The following is a 19,578-nucleotide window of genomic DNA, read 5'->3' on the forward strand; positions in this document are numbered from 1 at the left end:
CCGGGCGCGGCCTCGGCCGCCCGGCGGGCGCCCTGCGCTCCGGCCCGCCCACGGTGGCCGGGCGGTGGTCCCTGCTGCCCGCGCCGGCCGCCGACCCGACCGTACGGGCCACCGCCCAGGCCCAGTCCCTGCTGGACCGGCACGGCCTGCTGACCCGCGGCACGGTCGCGGCCGAACGGGTGCCCGGCGGCTTCGCCGGGGTCTACCGGGTGCTGACGGCGATGGAGGAGCGCGGCCGCACCCGCCGCGGCTACTTCGTGGAGGGCCTGGGCGGCGCCCAGTTCGCCATGGACGGCGCCGCGGACCGGCTGCGCTCGGTCAACGGCCGCCTGGAGCGGGCCCGGGCCGCCGAGTGGCCGTCCGCTCCGTCGGGGGAGCCGCCGCAGGTCCTGGTGCTGGCCGCGGCCGACCCGGCGAACGCCTACGGTGCCGCGCTGCCCTGGCCCGAGCCGCCCACCGACCCGGGGGCGAAGGGGGCCGGGGCCCACCGCCCGGGGCGCAAGGCGGGCGCCCTGGTGGTCCTGGTGGACGGCGAGCTGGCGCTGTACGTCGAGCGCGGCGGCAAGTCGCTGCTGGCCTGGTCGCGGGACGAGGCCGGCCTGGCGTCGGCCACCGCCGCCCTGGCGGGCGCGGTGCGCGAGGGCGCGCTCGGCAGCGTCACCATCGAGCGGGCCAACGGTGAGCCGGCGCTCGGTTCGGCGCTCGGGGACGCCCTGGAGGAGGCCGGCTTCCACGCCACTCCCCGGGGCCTTCGGCTGCGTCCCTGAGCCCGGCCGGAACCCCTGAGCCCGGACGCGGCCCCTGAGCCCGACCGGGCGCGCGCCCGCGGGAACGCCGACGGCCGCGAGGGCGAACCCTCGCGGCCGTCGTCCGCGTTCACATCACCCGATCGGGGGCGGTTGCTCCACCGGGGCCACCGCCTCACCCGTTCGGCGCCCCGGGCCGGTGGCCCGGCGGTCGGCGTGCACCGGGATCAGTCCCAGGCCCCAGCCGCCCGCCGCGAGCAGGCCGAGCGCCGCGCCGTGCGCGAGCGGCATCCGGGCCACCAGCAGCCACCAGGCGAACCCGACCGCCAGCACCGGCAGCACCCAGCGCGCCCGTCGTCGTATTCGGACCCCGGCACTTCGGACCCCGGCACGCGCCGCCGCAGCTCTCCGCACAGCCGCCCTCCTTCGCTCGCCCCGGGCACGGTCGCCCGGGATCGAGGCCGGGTCAGGCCGCGACCACGTCCATGGCGGCGGCCTTGGGCGAGAGGTTCGCCCGGTCGGCGCCGGGGGCGGGCAGCGGTACCGGTTCGAGCACCGGCCTCAGCAGATCACCTTCGGAGAGGGTCGCCATCGCCGCAAGTTCGGCGAGCGAGAGCTCGTCGCTGACCTCGCGCATGACCTCGGACATCCGGACGTCGAGTGCGTCGCAGATGGCGGAGAGCAGCTCCGAGGAGGCCTCCTTCTGTCCCCGCTCGACCTCGGAGAGGTAACCGAGCGAAACCCTGGCGGCCGCCGACACCTCGCGGAGTGTGCGGCCCTGGCGCTGGCGCTGCCGACGCAGTACATCGCCCAGTAGGCGACGGAGCAGGATCATCGGTGCCTCCCTCCTCGGACTGCGGATCGAGATGTCACGCCCCCACCGTACCGCCTTGCCCGCGTCGCGTGCGGGGACCGTGGTCGTGTTCACTCTGGGCTGCAAGGCTGTCCCCTCCCCATTTCCGGTGTCGCACCCGGGCCGTCGTGCCCCTCGTCGAAGCCGCGGTGCGGCACCCGGTCACCGCCACGCCATTCCTTCGCCACCTGGTTTCTGCCCAACCAGGCCCTCCCATGTAACACGATCCTCCAGCTGTGCATGCCCTCGCGCCAGTTCGGCAGATCTCGGTTCTGTGGAGATCTTGCTCCGTACCCGATCCGGGGCGGGCGCCGGACGGGCCGGAGGCGGCGTCAGGGCGTCGGCGCACCGGCCGGGAGCCGCCCGAGGAGCAGCTCCAGGGCGGAGGACACCGCCTCGTGACGGATTGTGGCACGCTCCCCCGACAGCCGTGGCGAACTGACCAGAGTTCCCCCCGGACCGGCCACCGCGAGGTGTACGGTGCCCACCGGCTGCCCGTCCTGCGGCTCCGGCCCGGCCACCCCGGTCGTCGCGAGCCCGTACGTGGCGCCGAGCAGCCGCCGCACGCCCTCGGCCATCTGCCGGGCCACCACCGGGTGCACCGGCCCGTGCACGGCCAGCAGGCCCTCGTCCACGCCGAGCACCGAGGCCTTCAGCTCGGTCGCGTACGCGGTCACCGAGCCCCGGAAGGTCGCGGAGGCGCCCGGGACGTCCACCAGGGCGGCCGCGAGCAGTCCGCCGGTCAGCGACTCGGCGACGGCCACCGTGGCACCGGCCGCCCGCAGTCCGGCGTGCGCCCGCGCAGCCAGTTCGAGGCGCTCCGGCGCGTGCTCCCCCGACGCGCCCGCACCCGGGGCCCCGGCACCCGCCGGGCGGTCCGGCGTACGGCCGAGCGCGACCGCGTCCCCCGTCGGCGCCGGCTCCCCCGCCGGCGTCCCCCCGTCGCGCACCCCGGTCACCGTCCCTCGCGCCGAGCCGCCAGGCCCTCGCGGCGCAGTCGCAGCGCCTGGCCGACGTACTCCAGCGCGGTGCCGACGGTCAGCAGCACGGCCACGGCCATCAGCACGGCCCGCGCGGTGGCGAGCCAGCCGGTCAGCTCCAGCACGTACATGCCGACCGCGATGCCCTGGGTGAGCGTCTTGAGCTTGCCGCCCCGGCTGGCCGGGATGACCCCGTAGCGGATCACCCAGAACCGCATGAGGGTGATGCCGAGCTCGCGGGCCAGGATGACCACGGTGACCCACCAGGGCAGGTCGCCCAGGATCGACAGGCCGATCAGCGCGGAGCCCATGATCGCCTTGTCGGCGATCGGGTCGGCGATCTTGCCGAAGTCGGTGACCAGGCCCTTGCGGCGGGCCAGCTCGCCGTCGAAGAGGTCGGTGATCATCGCGATGGCGAACGCGGCCCAGGCGACCGCGCGCCACTTGGGGTTGTCCCCGCCGTCGGCGAACAGCAGCGCCACGAACACCGGCACCAGGAGGAGCCGGAGCATGGTCAGCATGTTGGCGATGTTCCAGACCCCCGGGGGCGGGGGCACCGCGGCCCCCGGTCGCTCCGGGTGGGCCGCGGCGGGTGCGCCGGGCCCCTTGGTCATGCCCCGGCTCCCTGGGCTCCCGCCGCCTGCGGCACCCGGACCTGCTCCAGCGCCTCGGCGACCAGGTCGACGCCCTCGCTGGCGACCACCCGGGCCCGCCAGAACTGGCCGACCTCCGGGTTCTCGACGCCGGTGAGGGTGGTCAGGCCGTCGGTCTCCGGCGCCTGGTGGGCGGCGCGGCCCTCGACCAGGTCGTCCTCCACCGACTCGATCAGCACCTCGACCTCGCTGCCGATGCGCTGCTCGGCCCGCTGGGCGGTGAGCTCCTCGGCCAGCCGGGAGAGCCGGGCCAGCCGGTCGGCCACCACGTCCTCGGGCAGCTTGCCGTCGTAGGTGGCGGCCTCGGTGCCGTCCTCGTCGGAGTAGCCGAAGACGCCGATCGCGTCCAGGCCGGCGTTGGTGATGAAGCGCTCCAGCTCGGCGAAGTCCTCCTCGGTCTCCCCGGGGAAGCCGACGATGAAGTTGGAGCGGGCGCCGGCCTGCGGGGCCTTGGCGCGGATCGAGCCGAGCAGTTCCAGGAACTGGTCGGTGGAGCCGAAGCGGCGCATCCGGCGCAGCACGGCCGGCGCCGAGTGCTGGAAGGACAGGTCGAAGTACGGCACCACGTCGGTGGTCCCGGTCATCGCGTCGATCAGCCCCGGGCGCATCTCGGCGGGCTGCAGGTACGAGACCCGGACCCGCTCGACGCCCTCGATCGAGGCGATCTCCCCGAGCAGCGTCTCCAGCAGCCGGATGTCACCGAGGTCCTTGCCGTACGAGGTGTTGTTCTCGCTGACCAGGACGACCTCGCGGACGCCCTCCCCGGCCAGCCAGCGGGCCTCGTGGACCACGTCGGAGGGGCGGCGGGAGATGAACGAGCCGCGGAACGCCGGGATGGCGCAGAAGGAGCACCGCCGGTCGCAGCCGGAGGCGAGCTTGACCGAGGCGACCGGGCTGGAGTCCAGCCGCTTGCGCAGGGTGCGCGGGCCGGAGGCGGGCGCGAGGCCCTCGGGCAGGTCGGTGATGGACGCGGCCTCGGCCTCGCCGCCGCCGTGGCCCGGCAGGGCGACCGCCTCGGCCGCGGACTGACGCTCGGCCGGGCTGATCGGCAGCAGCTTGCGGCGGTCGCGGGGGATGTGGGGGGCGTGGTGGCCGCCGGAGAGGATGGTCTGGAGGCGGTCGGAGATGTCGGCGTAGTCGTCGAATCCGAGCACGCCGTCCGCCTCGGGCAGCGCGTCGGCGAGCTCCTTGCCGTAGCGCTCGGCCATGCAGCCGACCGCGACCACGGCCTGGGTGCGGCCGTGACCCTTGAGGTCGTTGGCCTCCAGCAGGGCGTCGACGGAGTCCTTCTTGGCGGCCTCGACGAAGCCACAGGTGTTGACGACGGCCACGTCGGCCTCGGAGGCGTCGTCGACCAGCGACCAGCCGTCGGCCTCCAGTCGCCCGGCGAGTTCCTCGGAGTCCACCTCGTTGCGGGCGCATCCGAGCGTGACAAGGGCGACAGTACGGCGTTCAGGCATAGGGCCAAGATTAACGCGCGGCCGCCGGGGCCGTTCGCCCCGGAGGCCGCGCGCCCCGGTTCCGCGGATGATCGTCGGGCCGCGACCCGCCCGTGGTCAGCCCGCCTGCGGGTCTCCGGGGGTGTACGTGACGTGCACCACCTGCCCGTCCTTGCCCGCCTTGCCCATGTCCTTGCCGTTGACGTACACGTGCACGGCCCCGGCGTTGCCGATCACCAGCTTGATCTTCTTGGGGTCGGTGAAGGTCTGGTCCTGCCCCTCCTCCAGGTTGTTCTGGAAGAGCGACTTGCCACTGCCGTCCAGCGCGGAGACCCAGCTGGTGTCACGCTCGGCGACCAGCTTGACGGTGACCTTGTCGGCCGGGGCCGCGGCGATCGCCGCGACACTCGGCGCGGGGGCCGGGGGCTGCACGCCGGGCGTGACGGCGGGGGCGACCGAGCCGGTGCCGGAGCCGCTGGGCAGCGGCGCGCTGGCGGACCCGGTGATCGAGCCGCCGGTGGTGCCGTTGAGGAGGTTGAAGCCGATCAGGCCGACCACGGCGACGATCGCGGCGACCATGGCCGCCGTCCAGTTCGGACGGCGCCGGTCGGTGACCTTGATCGGACCGGTGTCCGCCATCAGCTGGGTGGGGCGCTTCTGCGCCGGGGCGCCGCCGTGCGCGGCGTCGTACCGGGCCACCAGGGCGTCGCCGTCCACACCGACGGCGCGGGCGATCGAGCGGATGTGCCCGCGGGCGTAGAAGTCGCCCCCGCACCGCTCGAAGTCGTCCTCCTCGATGGCGTGCACGATCGGCACCCGGACCCGGGTGCTCGTACTGACCTGATCCACCGTGAGCCCGGCGTCGATCCGGGCGGTGGACAGCGTCCGGCCGATGCTCACGGCATCGGCCGCCTGCTCCGCGACGGGCTCGTCACCGGACGGCCTGGCGGAGGCTCCGCGATCCTCGCGGTCGGGGGACTTGCCGATGGTCACTGGACGCGCCTTTCGAGCGGATGGCCACCTGCTGGAGAACAGTCTAGGGGCGGGGGTGGATCGTTTCTCAAGCGGAACAGGCCCGAATGCGCGTGCCCGTCCCGGCGGGCCGCTGACCCCCGGTCAATCCGGGGGTTCACCGTGCCTTCGGGCCTGTGACGCGAGGCGGATCCGATCGGTTCCACCTCGCGCCCACCTTCCTCCGAACGAGTGAAGGGGACGGGTTGTCACCCGCCCCTTCGACGGGTCGTCAGTCCACGGAGGGATTCGGAGGCCTCCGTGGGCCCCGGGCGGTCAGCCGCGGATGGCGAGGATGACCCCGTCGAGCTCGTCCGGTTTGACCAGCACGTCGCGGGCCTTGGAGCCCTCGCTGGGGCCGACGATCCCGCGCGACTCCATCAGGTCCATCAGCCGGCCGGCCTTGGCGAAGCCGACCCTCAGCTTGCGCTGGAGCATCGAGGTCGAGCCGAACTGCGTGGAGACCACCAGTTCGGCGGCCTGGATCAGCAGGTCGAGGTCGTCGCCGATCTCCTCGTCGATCTCCTTCCTCGGCCCGCCGCCCACCGTCACGTCGTCCCGGTAGACGGCGCTCAGCTGGTCCTTGCAGTGCTGCACGACGGCGGCGATCTCCGCCTCCGTCACGAACGCGCCCTGCATCCGGATCGGCTTGCTCGCGCCCATCGGCAGGAACAGCGCGTCGCCCTTGCCGATCAGCTTCTCCGCGCCCGGCTGGTCCAGGATGACCCGGGAGTCGGCCAGCGAGGAGGTCGCGAAGGCGAGCCGGGACGGCACGTTCGCCTTGATCAGACCGGTGACCACGTCCACCGAGGGCCGCTGGGTGGCCAGCACCAGGTGGATGCCGGCGGCCCGGGCGAGCTGGGTGATCCGCACCACCGAGTCCTCGACGTCCCGCGGGGCGACCATCATCAGGTCGGCCAGCTCGTCGACGATCACCAGCAGGTACGGGTACGGCGTCAGCTCGCGCTCGCTGCCGGGCGGCGCGGTGACCTTGCCGGCCCGGACCGCCGCGTTGAAGTCGTCCACGTGCCGGAACCCGAACGCGGCCAGGTCGTCGTAGCGCAGGTCCATCTCGCGCACCACCCACTGGAGGGCCTCGGCGGCCTTCTTGGGGTTGGTGATGATCGGCGTGATCAGGTGCGGGATGCCCTCGTACGCGGTCAGCTCGACCCGCTTGGGGTCGACCAGCACCATCCGCACCTCGTCCGGGGTGGCCCGGGCGAGCACCGAGGTGATCAGGCAGTTGATGCAGGAGGACTTGCCCGCGCCGGTCGCGCCGGCCACCAGGATGTGCGGCATCTTGGCGAGGTTGGCCATCACGGTGTGGCCCTCGACGTCCTTGCCCATGCCGACGACCATCGGGTGGGTGTCCTCGGCGGCGGTGCGCGAACGCAGCAGGTCGCCGAGGTTGACCATCTCGCGGTCCCGGTTGGGGATCTCGATGCCGACCGCGGACTTGCCCGGGATCGGGCTGATGATCCGCACGTCCGGGCTGGCCACCGCGTACGCGATGTTCTTGGCGAGCGCGGTGATCCGCTCGACCTTGACGGCCTGGCCGAGCTCGACCTCGTAGCGGGTGACCGTCGGGCCGCGGGTGAAGCCGGTGACCCGGGCGTCCACCTTGAACTCGGAGAGGACGGTGCTGAGCTGGGCGACCACCTCGTCGTTGAGGGCGCTGCGGGTCTTCGCGGGGCCGCCGCGCTCCAGCAGGTCCAGCGAGGGCAGCGCGTAGGTGATGTCGCCGGAGAGCTGGAGCTGCTCCATCCGCACCGGCGCCGGGCCGTGCTCCTCGGGCGCGCCCGCGCCGCCGCTGCGGGCGGCCGGGACGGCCGGCTCCTCCGGCGGGGCGGTGCGGTCCTGCACCTGACGCACCATGTCCGCCACCGCGGAGGACGGCGAGACGCCGTAGACCAGCGCGCCGTCCAGGTCGGCGGCGGCGCCCGCGGCGAGGTCCCGGGTGGCGTAGGGGTCCGGCGCGGGGTCGTCGGCGAGGACCTCGGGCAGGGCCGAGTCCAGCTCCGGCTCGTCGACCTTCTTGCGGCGGCGCTGGCGGCGGGCGGCGACCTCGTCGCCGGGGTCGTCGCCCAGGGTGAAGGGCAGCGCCGAGGGGTCGGCGTCCTCCGGCGGTTCGGTGGACGGCTCGCGCTCCGGCGCACGCCCCTCGGGCAGCTCGTCCCCCGGGCCGGGCTCGACCACGCCCAGGCGCACCCCGAGGGCGCGCAGCCGCTCCGGGATGCGGTTGACCGGGGTCGCGGTGACCACCAGCAGACCGAAGAAGGCCAGCAGCAGGAGCAGCGGCACCGCCAGCGGCGGGCCGGCGGCGGCCATCATCGGGGTGGAGGCGGCCCAGCCGACGATGCCGCCGGCCTCCCTTATCCGGGTCGCGCCGCTGCCCATCACGGGCGCGCCGCACCCGATGTGGACCAGGCCGAGCACCCCGATCACCAGGGCGCTCAGGCCGATCACGATCCGCCCGTTGGCCTCCGGCACCTCCGGATGACGCATCAGCCGGACCGCGATGCCGGCGAGCAGCAGCGGCACCAGCACGTCCAGGCGCCCGAACAGACCCGAGACCACGGCGGTGGCGGCCTCGCCCAGCCAGCCCTGCGGGCTGAACCAGGTGCCGGCGGCGGTGACCAGCGCGAGCGCGAACAGCAGCAGCCCGACGCCGTCCTTGCGGTGCGCCGGGTCGAGGCCCTTCGCCCCGTCACCGAAGCCGCGGAACAGCGCACCGACGGCGTGTGCCAGACCCAGCCACACGGCGCGCACGGCGCGGAAGAGTATCGGTCGGGGCGCGGGCGGCGCCGGCGCGGGCGCGGCCTTCTTCGCCGCGGCCTTCTTCGCGGGAGCCGCCTTCTTGGCCGCCGCCTTCTTCGCGGGCGGCTTGGCCGGAGCCTTCGCCGCGGCCTTCTTGGACGGTCCCGGACTCGGGTTGCGTGCCGCGCTGCCGGGCGTACGTGTGGCCATGGGTCAGCAGCCTACCGGCGGGGGCGACCGGTGCACACGCGTGCCCGCGGGGCCGCCGGGACGTGTCGCAGACACTCCGTCACGCCGCCCGCTCTCACCCGTACGGCCCAGGCCGCCGGGGCGCCGTACGGGTGCCCCGGAGCCCGCCGGAGCCGGCCCGCCGGGAGGGTCCCGAGCGTCACTCCGAGCCGGGGCGCAGCGCCTCCAGTGCCCGGCGCAGGCCGGTGAGCTTGCGCTCCAGATGGGCGGCGGTGGCGGCCGCGGCACGCTCCTCGGTGCCGTCCAGCTGCTTGGTCAGGGCCTCGGCCTGCTCCTCCGCCGCGGCCAGCCGGGCCGAGAGCTCGCCGAGCAGCGGGCCGCCGATGACCGGCTGCCCGCCCGCCTCCAGTTGCAGGCGCAGCAGTGCGGCCTGCTCCTTGAGCTGGCAGTTCTTCATGTAGAGGTCGACGAAGACCGACACCTTGGCGCGCAGCACCCAGGGGTCGAAGGGCTTGGAGATGTAGTCGACCGCGCCGGCCGCGTAACCCCGGAAGGTGTGGTGCGGGCCGTGGTTGATCGCGGTCAGGAAGATGATCGGGATGTCCCGGGTGCGCTCGCGCCGCTTGATGTGCGAGGCGGTCTCGAAGCCGTCCATGCCGGGCATCTGGACGTCCAGCAGGATCACCGCGAAGTCGTCGGTGAGCAGCGCCTTGAGCGCCTCCTCCCCGGACGCCGCGCGCACCAGCGTCTGGTCCAGCGCGGAGAGGATCGCCTCCAGCGCCAGCAGGTTCTCCGGCCGGTCGTCGACCAGGAGGATCTTCGCCTTCTGCACTGCGGCCCGCCCTCCTGTCGTCTGCCTGCCCGGTGAAGGCACCCGCGTACTGCCCACCACTACCCCGGTCATGCTAGCCGCACCCCCTCGCCCGGCACATCGCTCCGTCGCCAGATGATCCGGAGCAGCGCGCACCCAGTGCACCGGCGCACGCTCAGCACTGCGTCGCCGTTCGGTCACTGTTCGCAACGATCGGTGACCCTACCGGGTTCCCACCCCCGACCGCCACCAAACCGTCCCACCGGGCGGAGCGAACCCCGGAGCGAACCCCGGAGCACGCGCCCCCGCCGGTCGGCGGTCCGGCCGCCGCGGGGGCCCGGAGGCTAGGCGCGCCCCAGGCGCTGGCGCATCACGGCGAGCAGGTGGTCGGTCTCCACCGGCTTGGTGATGTGGTCGGTGGCACCGGCCTCCAGCGACTTCTCGCGGTCGCCCTTCATCGCCTTGGCGGTCAGCGCGATGATCGGCAGGCCCGCGAACTGGGGCATCCGGCGGATCGCCTCGGTGGTCGCGTAGCCGTCCATCTCCGGCATCATGATGTCCATCAGGACCAGCGCCACGTTCTCGTGCTGCTCCAGCATCTCGATGCCCTCGCGGCCGTTCTCCGCGTACAGCACGGTCAGGCCGTACTGCTCCAGCACGCTGGTGAGGGCGAAGACGTTGCGCACGTCGTCGTCCACGATCAGCACCTGCTCGCCGTCGAAGCGGCCGTCCGCCGACCGGGCCGGGGCCGGCGGGGCGGGGCGCTCGGCGGGCAGCTCCAGGGCGGCCGCGCGGCGGCGTTCGAGGGCGCCGCGGCGGCGCTCCTCGGCCAGTTCGCGGACCTCCTGCGCCCAGTGGTCGGCCGGGTTCTCCCCGACCGGGACGGGCGTGCCCGCCGGGGTGACCCCCACCGAGGCGCGCGGGGCCGGGGCCGCCGGCACGGACGGACGACCGTCGGCGGCCGGCGCGTCCGGCGCCTCGGCGCGCAGCGGCAGGTACAGCGTGAAGGTGGAGCCCCGGCCGAGCTCGCTCTCGGCGTGGATCTCGCCGCCGAGCAGCCGGGCGATCTCCCGGCTGATGGACAGGCCCAGGCCGGTCCCGCCGTACTTGCGGCTGGTGGTGCCGTCGGCCTGCTTGAACGCCTCGAAGATCTCCCGGAGCTTGTTGTCGGGGATGCCGATGCCGGTGTCGGAGACCGAGAAGGCGATCAGCTCCTCGTCCGGGCCCTGGATCGAGCCGGACTCCAGCAGCCGCTCGCGCACGTGCGGGGGGACGCTCGGCCCGGCCGGGCTGATCGAGAAGTCGACCGCGCCGGAGTCGGTGAACTTGACCGCGTTGGAGATCAGGTTGCGCAGCACCTGCTGGAGCCGCTGCTCGTCGGTGTGCAGGGTGACCGGCAGCGCGGGCGACACCCGGACGCCGAAGTCCAGGTGCTTGTCGACCGCGACGGGCTGGAAGGTGGCCTCCACGTAGTCGACCAGCTGGACCAGGGCGATCTTGGCCGGCCGGACGTCCATCTTGCCGGCCTCGACCTTGGACAGGTCGAGGATGTCGTTGATGAGCTGGAGCAGGTCGGAGCCGGCACCGTGGATGGTGTCGGCGAACTCGACCTGCTTCGGGGAGAGGTTGCCCTCGTTGTTGTCCGACAGCAGCTTGGCCAGGATCAGCAGCGAGTTCAGCGGGGTGCGCAGCTCGTGCGACATGTTGGCGAGGAACTCGCTCTTGTAGCGGGAGGCGAGGGCGAGCTGCTCGGCACGCTCCTCCAGGACCTGCCGGGCCTCCTCGATCTCGCCGTTCTTGATCTCGATGTCGCGGTTCTGCTGGGCCAGCTGCTCGGCCTTCTCCTGGAGCTCCTCGTTGGTGCGCTCCAGCTCCTCCTGACGGGCCTCCAGCTCGGCGGACCGCATGGAGAGTTCGGCGGTCAGCCGCTGGGACTCCAGGAGCAGGCCCTCGGTCTTGGTGTTGACGCTGATGGTGTTGACGGTGACGCCGATCAGGTCGGCGATCTGGTTGAGGAAGTCCAGCGCCACGGTGGTGAAGGAGCTGAAGGTGGCCAGCTCGATCACGCCCAGCAGCCGGCCCTCGAACAGCACCGGGAGCACCACGATGTGCGAGGGCGAGGCCTCGCCGAGACCGGAGGCGATCTTCAGGTAGCCGGGCGGGGCCTCCCGCAGGATGATCGAGCGCTTCTCGACCGCCGCCTGGCCGATCAGCGACTCGCCGGGCCGGAAGGTGGTCGGCATCGCCCGGCGCTGGTAGCCGTAGCTGCCGATCAGCCGCAGCACGGTGTCGTTCTCGTCGTCGTCCTCGGTGATCAGCTCGGCGGTCCGGCCGGCCGGCTGGGCGAGGAAGAAGGCGCCGTGCTGGGCGGAGACCACCGGGGTCAGCTCGGTCATGATCAGCGAGGCGACCGCCTCCAGGTCCCGGCGGCCCTGGAGCAGGCCCGAGATCCGGGCCAGGTTGGTCTTCAGCCAGTCCTGCTCCTGGTTGGTGCGGGTGGTCTCGCGCAGGTTGGCGATCATCTGGTTGATGTTGTCCTTGAGCTCGTCGAGCTCCCCGGACGCGTCCACGTCGATCCGCAGGCTCAGGTCGCCCCTGGTCACGGCGGTGGCGACCTGCGCGATCGCGCGCACCTGCCGGGTCAGGTTGTTGGCGAGCTCGTTCACCGACTCGGTGAGGTCCTGCCAGGTGCCGTCCACCCCGGGCACCCGGGCCTGGCCGCCGAGGCGGCCGTCGGTGCCCACCTCGCGGGCCACCCTGGTCACCTCGTCCGCGAACGCCGACAGCTGGTCGACCATGATGTTGATGCTGGTCTTCAGCTGCAGGATCTCGCCGCGGGCGTCGACGTCGATCTTCTGCGACAGGTCGCCCTTGGCCACCGCCGTGATGACCAGCGCGATGTTGCGCACCTGTCCGGTCAGGTTGTTGGCCATCTGGTTGACGTTGTCGGTGAGGTCCTTCCAGATGCCGGCCACGCCCGGCACCCCGGCCTGGCCGCCCAGGATGCCGTCGGTGCCCACCTCGCGGGCCACCCTGGTCACCTCCACCGCGAAGGCGGAGAGCTGGTCGACCATGATGTTGAGGGTCCCGGCGAGCGCCGCGACCTCGCCCTGCGCCTCGATGGTGATCTTCTTGGACAGGTCACCGCGGGCCACCGCGGTGGCGACCTCGGCGATGCTGCGCACCTGGCTGGTCAGGTTGTTCGCCATGAAGTTGACGTTGTCGGTCAGGTCCTTCCAGATGCCCGACACCCCGCGCACCCGGGCCTGGCCGCCCAGGATGCCCTCGGTGCCCACCTCGCGGGCCACCCGGGTCACCTCGTCGGCGAACGCGGAGAGCTGGTCCACCATGGTGTTCACGGTGGTGACCAGCTCCAGGATCTCGCCCCGGGCGTCGACGGCGATCTTCTTGGAGACGTCGCCGCGGGCCACCGCCGTGGTCACCTCGGCGATGCTGCGGACCTGGATGGTCAGGTTGTCGGCCATCAGGTTGACGCTGTTGGTCAGGTCCTTCCAGGTCCCGGAGACCCCGGGCACCTGCGCCTGACCGCCGAGACGGCCCTCGGTGCCCACGTCCCGGGCCACCCGGGTCACCTCGTCCGCGAACGCGGAGAGCTGGTCGACCATGGTGTTGATGGTGTTCTTCAGCTCCAGGATCTCGCCGCGGGCGTCCACCTGGATCTTCTGCGACAGGTCGCCCTTGGCCACCGCCGTCGTGACCTGGGCGATGTTGCGGACCTGGTCGGTGAGGTTGTTGGCCATGAAGTTGACGTTGTCGGTGAGGTCCCGCCACACCCCGGCCGCGCCCGGCACCTGCGCCTGACCGCCGAGACGGCCCTCCGTACCGACCTGGCGGGCCACCCGGGTGACCTGCTCCGCGAAGCCGGAGAGCTGGTCGACCATCGTGTTGATGGTGTTCTTCAGCTCCAGGATCTCGCCCCGCGCGTCCACCTCGATCTTCTGCGAGAGGTCCCCGCGCGCCACCGCCGTGGTCACCTGGGCGATGTTGCGCACCTGGCCGGTCAGGTTGTCGGCCATGAAGTTCACCGAGTCGGTGAGGTCCTTCCAGGTCCCGGAGACCCCGGGCACCTGCGCCTGACCGCCGAGACGGCCCTCGGTGCCCACGTCCCGGGCCACCCCCGTCACCTGCGCGGCGAAGGAGTTGAGCTGGTCCACCATCGTGTTGACGGTGTTCTTCAGCTCCAGCATCTCCCCGGCCACCTCGACCGTGACCTTGCGCGACAGGTCGCCCTTGGCCACCGCGGTGGTCACCTGGGCGATGTTGCGCACCTGCGCGGTCAGCCGGCCCGCCATGGTGTTGACCGAGTCCGCGAGGTCCTTCCAACTTCCCGACACGCTGCGGACCTTGGCCTGGCCGCCGAGCTTGCCCTCGGTGCCCACCTCGCGGGCCACCCGGGTCACCTCGTCGGTGAACTCCGAGAGCTGGTCAACCAGCCCGTTCACCGTCCGCCCGATCCGCAGGTACTCCCCGCGCAGCGGATGGCTCACGCCGTTGGAGTGCAGCGAGCGCAGCTCCATCTTCTGGTCCAGGTCGCCCTCGGCGATCGAGGTCAGCACCCGGCCCACCTCGGCCATCGGCCGCGCCAGATCGTCGATCAGCGCGTTGCAGTTGTCGACCGCCGCCATCCAGGCGCCCTCGCCCGCGCCGGTCTCCAGCCGCTCGTTCAGCCGGCCCTCGCGGCCCACCGCCCGCCGCACCCGGGCCAGTTCGCCCGTCAGGTGCTGGTTGCGCTCGGCGACCTCGTTGAACACCGCGGCGATCTCCGCCAACGGCCCGTCCGCCGGCACCGTCAGGCGCCGCTTGAAGTTGCCGTCACGCATCGCCGTCAGCGCCGCCAGCAGCTTGCGCAGCTCGGCGGGCTCGGCACCCCGGTGCTGGTTGGACCGCCGGTCGGCCGCGCTCCGTGGTGCGGCCCCGGACCGCCCGCCGCGCGGGGCGGGCGGCGTCGTACCGGTTGCGTCCTTGGTGGCCGAACTCAACGGGACCCTCCCACATCGTGAACTCCCCGGCGGCCGTCCGCACTCCAACGGGTACGGGCGGCGCCGCCGGCTCCGCGAAAACAGCGTCCCGGCGACCCCTCCCGGGTCACCGGCACCGCGTCGACCGTACTGCCGCACCGGCCGCCGCGGACCCCCCAGTCTGGCAGCACCGGCGCCGGGTGTACGGCCGGTTGCGCTCTGTTGGTGCCGCACCGGCCGAAACAGGTGTCCAGAATCACCCTCAGGTGCCTGTTTCGACGCCCCGCCCCCACGGGGAACCCAGCGGAAAGTAGGGTGGAGCGCTGCACCGGGCCACGGCCCCGCGCCGACGCCCCCGCCACCCGCGGGCACGCGCGCCGACGACGCCGCCGTTACCCGGCCAGCCAGGGCCAGAGCAGAGGAGAAGTGGCAACGTGGTCAGCGCGCGCGCAGCCGCCACCTTCGACCCCGACGGCCGGTCGGCCTCAGCCGCCCGCGCCTTCGTCCGGGACGCCCTGCTCGGGTGGGGCCTGCCCGAGGTCGTCGACGACGCGGTCGTCCTGGTCAGCGAGCTCGTCACCAACGCCGTCGTGCACGCCGGCACCGCCGCCGAGGTCTGCTGCCTGCGCGAGGACGGCACCATCCGCGTCGAGGTCACCGACCACCACCCCGAACGCGGCCTGCCCTCCTTCGCCGACGTCCCTGTCACCGCCTCCGACCGCTACGCCGACCCCGACGGCGAGGGCGGCCGCGGGCTGCTGATGTGCTCCGCCCTCGCCAGCCGCTGGGGCGTCGAGTACTCCGCCGGCCGCAAGACCGTCTGGTTCCGCCTCGCCCTGCCCGAGCCCGTCACCGGCACCCGCTACGCCGTGCCCGCCACCCCCGGCAGCGAACTGCCCAGCAGCGCCGGGCCGGTGCACGTCGCCGTCGTCCAGATCGACGACGACGGCCGCGTCCTCGCCTGGAACCCCGACGCCGAGGCGCTCTTCCGCCACCCCGCCAAGACCGTCCTCGGCCGCCCCTGGGCCGACCTCGCCGACTGGCCGGGATCCCCCGGCCGCGGCCTGGGCCTCGCCGAGACCCTGCGGCTCGCCCGCTGGGAGGGCGGCTTCGGCCTGCGCGACGCCGACGGCCACGTCATCGAGGTGTACGGCCTTCAGGTCCGCGTCCGCGACGCCGTCGGCATCCCCTCCACGCTCTGCCTGCTGGTCCGCGAGCCCGACCGGGCCGTGCTGCGCTCCCCCGCCCGCGCGCTCGGCGGCGACTCCCCCGAACACCCCGGCGGCACCCTCGACCTGCTCAGCGGGCCCGTCCCGGACGACCTCGGCACGCTCCTCCAGCGCACCGTCGAACGCGCCCGCGACCTGCTCGACGCCGACGCCGCGTACCTGCTGCTCACCACCGACGACGAGAGCGAGTTCGAGGTCCGCGCCGCCACCGGCCTCACCACCGGCCACCGCCGCCACACCCGCTTCCCCGTCGAGAGCCCCAACCGCTACGACTCCGCCCGGCTGCCCTCCGTCCACGAGGACCTCGCCACCCGCCCCACCGCACTGCCCGTCCTCACCGGCAGCGGCCTGCGCTCCCTGGTCACCGTCCCGCTCAAGGTCGAGGGCCGCCTCATCGGCTCCCTCGGCGTCGCGGCCGCCGCCCCCGGCCGCTACGACAACGAGGACGCGCTGCGGCTGCAGTTCGCCGCCGACCGGGTCGCCCTCTCCCTGGAGAGCGCCCGGCTCGCCGAGCTCGAACGGCTGCGCCGCGGCTCGCTCTCCTTCCTCGTCGAGGCCTCCGACCTGCTGGCCGGCACCCTCGAACACGAGCAGACCCTCGCCCTGATGGCCCAGATGGCCGTCCCCACCCTCGCCTCCTGGTGCGCCGTCTACACCACCGGCGAGCACGGCGCGCCCGCCGGCCTCGCCTTCGTCCTGCACGAGGACGAGGACCGCATCGACCCGCTGCGCGACCTGCTCGACAAGACCCCCGCCCCGGAGGCCGACCCGGCACCCGGCGCCCGGTTCTGGAAGGGCCCGCACGAGACCGCCCGCGCCAACGGCCTCACCGACGGCCCCGGACTCTCCGGCCTGCTCGGCGAGACCGTCGTCCTGCCGCTCGCCGCCCGCAACCGCGTCATCGGCCTGCTCACCCTCGGCACCTCCGCCGGCGTCGGCTTCCGCCAGGAGATCCTCGAACTCGCCGAGGACCTCTCCCGCCGGGCCGCCCTGGCCCTCGACAACTCCCGGCTCTACTCCGAGCGCACCGCCACCAGCCAGGCCCTGCAACGCAGCCTGCTGCCACCGGAGTTGCCCGAGATCCCGGGCGTCGAGGTGGACGTCTACTACCAGGCCGCGGGCGAGGGCAACGAGGTCGGCGGCGACTTCTACGACCTCTTCACCATCCGTGAGGGCACCTACGGCTTCGCCATCGGCGACGTCTGCGGCACCGGCCCCGAGGCGGCCTCCGTCACCGGCCTGGCCCGCCACTCGCTGCGCCTGCTCGCCCGCGAGGGCCTCGACGCCCCGCAGGTCCTCACCCGCCTCAACGCGGCCATCCTGGACGAGGGTTCGCGCAGCCGCTTCCTCACCCTGCTGTACGGCGAGCTGACCCCGCGTCCGGACGGCAGCACCGAGCTCTCCCTGGTCTGCGCCGGCCACCCGCTGCCGCTGCGGCTGCGCACCGACGGCCGGGTCGACCGGGCCGCCACCCCGCAGCCGCTGCTCGGCGTCATGGACGACCTCGAACTCACCGCGGAGACCCTGGTGCTGGCGCCCGGCGAGGTCCTGCTCTGCGTCACCGACGGCGTCACCGAACGCCGCGAGGGCCGGCGGATGCTCGGCGACGACGGCCTCGCCGAGGTCCTCACCGGCTGCACGGGGCTCACCGCGGGCGCCGTCGCGCTGCGCGTCCAGCGGGCGGTCGAACGCTTCGTCCCGGAGCCGCCGTCGGACGACATGGCGATCCTGACGCTGCGGGTGCCGGGCCAGCGGGTGGGGTGAGCCGGGGCGCTCCCGGCCCGGTCCCGGTACGCGTCATCGGCTCCTCGGGCGCGCGTTCCCGTCGTTACCGGTGCGCCTCTTCGTCGCTTCCGGTGCGCCTTCTCTTCGCTCCCGGTGCGCCTTCTCGTCGCTCCCGGTGCGCGTCCGGACCGTTTCCGTGAGCATTCCACAGCTGACGGCGTCGCAAATTGTGCGATTCACAAGGGTACAAGCCTGTGGAGCCGGGTACACCGATCTCACCCGGGGAATCCCCCGGTGGGGACACCGACCAGCAGCCTCCCGCTGCCGGCCCATCACCTGACCGCAGCCGCACGCACGCTCCAGCCGTGCGTCCTCGGCACGGTCCAGCGCGCCCACTCCCTCGCACACGCAACTCTCACTCACCCGAGTCACACCGTCGCGCCCTGCGCGCACCCAGAGTGAAAGGAGCCTCCGGTGAGCAACGACGCTACCGGGGCACAGAACGCCCGTTCCACCGGCGCCGACGCGGGTAACCTCGGCTACCTCGCGCTCGGCCTGACACTCCTCGCCTTCGGCCTGCTCTCCACCGGCGTCTTCAGCGGCACCGGGGTCAAGAACGCGGCCGGCCTCGCCCACCTCGTCGGCGGTGTCACACTGTTCATCGCCGGCATCTGGCAACTGCGCGGCGGCGACGGCTTCACCGGCACGGCCTTCACCGGCCTCGGCGCCTTCTGGGCCACCTGGTCCCAGGCGGGCGGCGCCGGCAAGAACGCCGTCGGCCTGTTCCTGCTGCTCTTCGCCCTGCTCGCCCTCACCCTGGCGCTGGCCGGCTGGAACTCCGGCCTCTTCGCCCGGGGGGTCTACGGTCTGCTGACCGTCGCCCTGGTCGTGGCCGCCGTCGGCGCCTTCAACGAGTCCGCCGGGATCACCAAGGTCTCCGGCTGGGTCGCCGCGGCCGCCGGCCTGGTCTCCTGGTACTGGGCCACCGCCAACATGACCAACGGCGCCTGGGGCCGCGAGGCCCTGCCGGTCAAGTGACGGCCGCCTGAGCGTCCACCCGCGGAACGACGGTGGGCCGGTCCCCTCCGCGAGGGGACCGGCCCACCGTCCGTGCTGTGACCGCCCTTCCGGGCCCACGCACCGCGCCGCCGACCGGGTCAGCGGTGGGCGGCACTCCGGGGGGCCGCCCGGTCGGTGGCGGGCCGCTCCGGCACCGTGGACGCCTCCGGGCGCCCCACCCCGTCCCGCCGGGCCTTCCAGCGCCCGCCGGCCGCCTGCGCCGCGTACGCCAGCAGCAGGATCGCCACGGCCACCAGCCCGTCCGCCCAGAAGTGGTTGGCCGTGACCACCACCACGATCACCGTCAGGACCGGGTGCAGCACCATCAGCCAACGGAACGGGCTCGGCGACACCTTCACCACGGCCACCGCCGCCAGCACGCACCAGGCCACGTGCACCGAGGGCATCGCCGACAGCTGCGCCGCCACCACCCCGCCGACGGCGCCCCCGTACACCGACTGCCCGTACTCCAGGGCCACGTCCACGAACCCGTTCTCCGGCAGCATCCGGGGCGGGGCCACCGGGACAAACTGGACCAGGAGGCAGATCGCCGTCGTGACCACCACGGTGTTCCGCACCCAGCCGTAGCGCGCGCGATGTCGTACGAACACCCAGAGCAGCACCCCGATCATCACCGCGAAGTGCATGCTGGCGTAGTAGTAGTTGGCCGCCTTCACGGCCACCGGGTACGGCGTGACCGCCGCCTGCCAGGCCGCCTCGTCCGGGAAGCCCAGCGACAGCTCCGTCCGGTGGATCCAGTTCGCCCGGTCCAGCGCGTGCTCGGTGCTCATCAGGGACAGGTGCCCGACCAGCTGCCACAGGGCGAACAGGGCCAGCAGCGTGCCGGCCTCCCGCAACAGGGCCCGCGCACCGCCCCGCCGGGCCCGCGACGCCGCGTAGGAGGCCCCGTAGAGCGCTGCCGAGGCACCTCCGGCCGACTGCCATGTGAGGGTCAGGTTCTGCACTGGACGGGCCTCTCCACCGAGCCGGGTGTTGCTGGCAGAGACGGTAACGCAAAAATGCCCCCTCCTGAACAGGAGGGGGCATTTTTGGAATGATTGTTCGGCGGCGTCCTACTCTCCCACAGGGTCCCCCCTGCAGTACCATCGGCGCTGTGAGGCTTAGCTTCCGGGTTCGGAATGTAACC

At 73.3% G+C, this 19,578-nt stretch carries 13 protein-coding genes and 1 rRNA gene; 3 read left to right on the forward strand and 11 right to left on the reverse strand.

Annotated elements, in window-relative coordinates; translation table 11 throughout:
• A partial coding sequence (locus ACWEQL_RS32000; RefSeq protein ID WP_452153859.1) for an Lhr family helicase occupies positions 1–767 on the forward strand: 767 nt, incomplete at its 5' end.
• A 114-nt stretch (positions 768–881) separates the two neighbouring features.
• On the opposite strand, the gene ACWEQL_RS32005 is transcribed toward ACWEQL_RS32000, so the two are convergent.
• The 9 genes from ACWEQL_RS32005 to ACWEQL_RS32045 all read right to left on the reverse strand — a co-directional run bounded on the left by ACWEQL_RS32005 (position 882) and on the right by ACWEQL_RS32045 (position 14,280).
• Complete coding sequence (locus ACWEQL_RS32005) at positions 882–1,088, reverse strand: hypothetical protein (RefSeq protein ID WP_452153860.1); 207 nt, start codon at positions 1,086–1,088, stop codon at positions 882–884.
• A gap of 124 nt (positions 1,089–1,212) precedes the next feature.
• The gene (locus ACWEQL_RS32010; RefSeq protein ID WP_452153861.1) at positions 1,213–1,581 is read right to left on the reverse strand and encodes a helix-turn-helix domain-containing protein; all 369 of its coding nucleotides are present in this window, start codon (positions 1,579–1,581) and stop codon (positions 1,213–1,215) included.
• A gap of 350 nt (positions 1,582–1,931) precedes the next feature.
• A complete protein-coding gene (locus ACWEQL_RS32015; protein ID WP_452153870.1) occupies positions 1,932–2,408 on the reverse strand; it encodes a CinA family protein in 477 nt (158 codons plus the stop codon).
• Between the two features lie 146 nt (positions 2,409–2,554).
• Positions 2,555–3,193 carry a CDP-diacylglycerol--glycerol-3-phosphate 3-phosphatidyltransferase gene (gene pgsA / locus ACWEQL_RS32020; protein WP_452153862.1) on the reverse strand — a complete coding sequence of 213 codons (639 nt, stop codon included), beginning with the start codon at positions 3,191–3,193 and terminating at the stop codon, positions 2,555–2,557.
• Positions 3,190–4,692, reverse strand: coding sequence for a 30S ribosomal protein S12 methylthiotransferase RimO (gene rimO, locus ACWEQL_RS32025; protein WP_452153863.1), 1,503 nt, complete (start codon positions 4,690–4,692; stop codon positions 3,190–3,192). The genes pgsA and rimO overlap by 4 nt, the downstream gene beginning before the upstream one ends.
• A 96-nt stretch (positions 4,693–4,788) precedes the next feature.
• Positions 4,789–5,664: a helix-turn-helix domain-containing protein gene (locus ACWEQL_RS32030; RefSeq protein WP_452153864.1), complete on the reverse strand. Its 876-nt coding sequence runs from the start codon at positions 5,662–5,664 to the stop codon at positions 4,789–4,791.
• A 294-nt stretch (positions 5,665–5,958) separates the two neighbouring features.
• The gene (locus ACWEQL_RS32035; protein WP_452153865.1) at positions 5,959–8,649 is read right to left on the reverse strand and encodes a DNA translocase FtsK; all 2,691 of its coding nucleotides are present in this window, start codon (positions 8,647–8,649) and stop codon (positions 5,959–5,961) included.
• Positions 8,650–8,827: 178 nt separating this feature from the next.
• Positions 8,828–9,460, reverse strand: coding sequence for a response regulator (locus tag ACWEQL_RS32040; RefSeq protein ID WP_452153866.1), 633 nt, complete (start codon positions 9,458–9,460; stop codon positions 8,828–8,830).
• Between the two features lie 323 nt (positions 9,461–9,783).
• Positions 9,784–14,280, reverse strand: a complete 4,497-nt coding sequence (locus ACWEQL_RS32045) for a HAMP domain-containing protein (protein WP_452153871.1) — start codon at positions 14,278–14,280, stop codon at positions 9,784–9,786.
• A gap of 572 nt (positions 14,281–14,852) precedes the next feature.
• Here ACWEQL_RS32045 and ACWEQL_RS32050 point away from each other — a divergent pair.
• Both ACWEQL_RS32050 and ACWEQL_RS32055 read left to right on the forward strand, forming a co-directional pair.
• Positions 14,853–17,411 carry a SpoIIE family protein phosphatase gene (locus ACWEQL_RS32050; RefSeq protein ID WP_452153867.1) on the forward strand — a complete coding sequence of 853 codons (2,559 nt, stop codon included), beginning with the start codon at positions 14,853–14,855 and terminating at the stop codon, positions 17,409–17,411.
• Between the two features lie 435 nt (positions 17,412–17,846).
• Complete coding sequence (locus tag ACWEQL_RS32055) at positions 17,847–18,410, forward strand: acetate uptake transporter (RefSeq protein ID WP_452153868.1); 564 nt, start codon at positions 17,847–17,849, stop codon at positions 18,408–18,410.
• Positions 18,411–18,529: 119 nt separating this feature from the next.
• On the opposite strand, the gene ACWEQL_RS32060 is transcribed toward ACWEQL_RS32055, so the two are convergent.
• Both ACWEQL_RS32060 and rrf read right to left on the reverse strand, forming a co-directional pair.
• Positions 18,530–19,396: a phosphatase PAP2 family protein gene (locus tag ACWEQL_RS32060; protein WP_452153869.1), complete on the reverse strand. Its 867-nt coding sequence runs from the start codon at positions 19,394–19,396 to the stop codon at positions 18,530–18,532.
• A gap of 95 nt (positions 19,397–19,491) precedes the next feature.
• A 5S ribosomal RNA gene (rrf, locus tag ACWEQL_RS32065) occupies positions 19,492–19,578 on the reverse strand; the annotation flags it as partial.

This window comes from Kitasatospora sp. NPDC004240 (assembly GCF_053603215.1).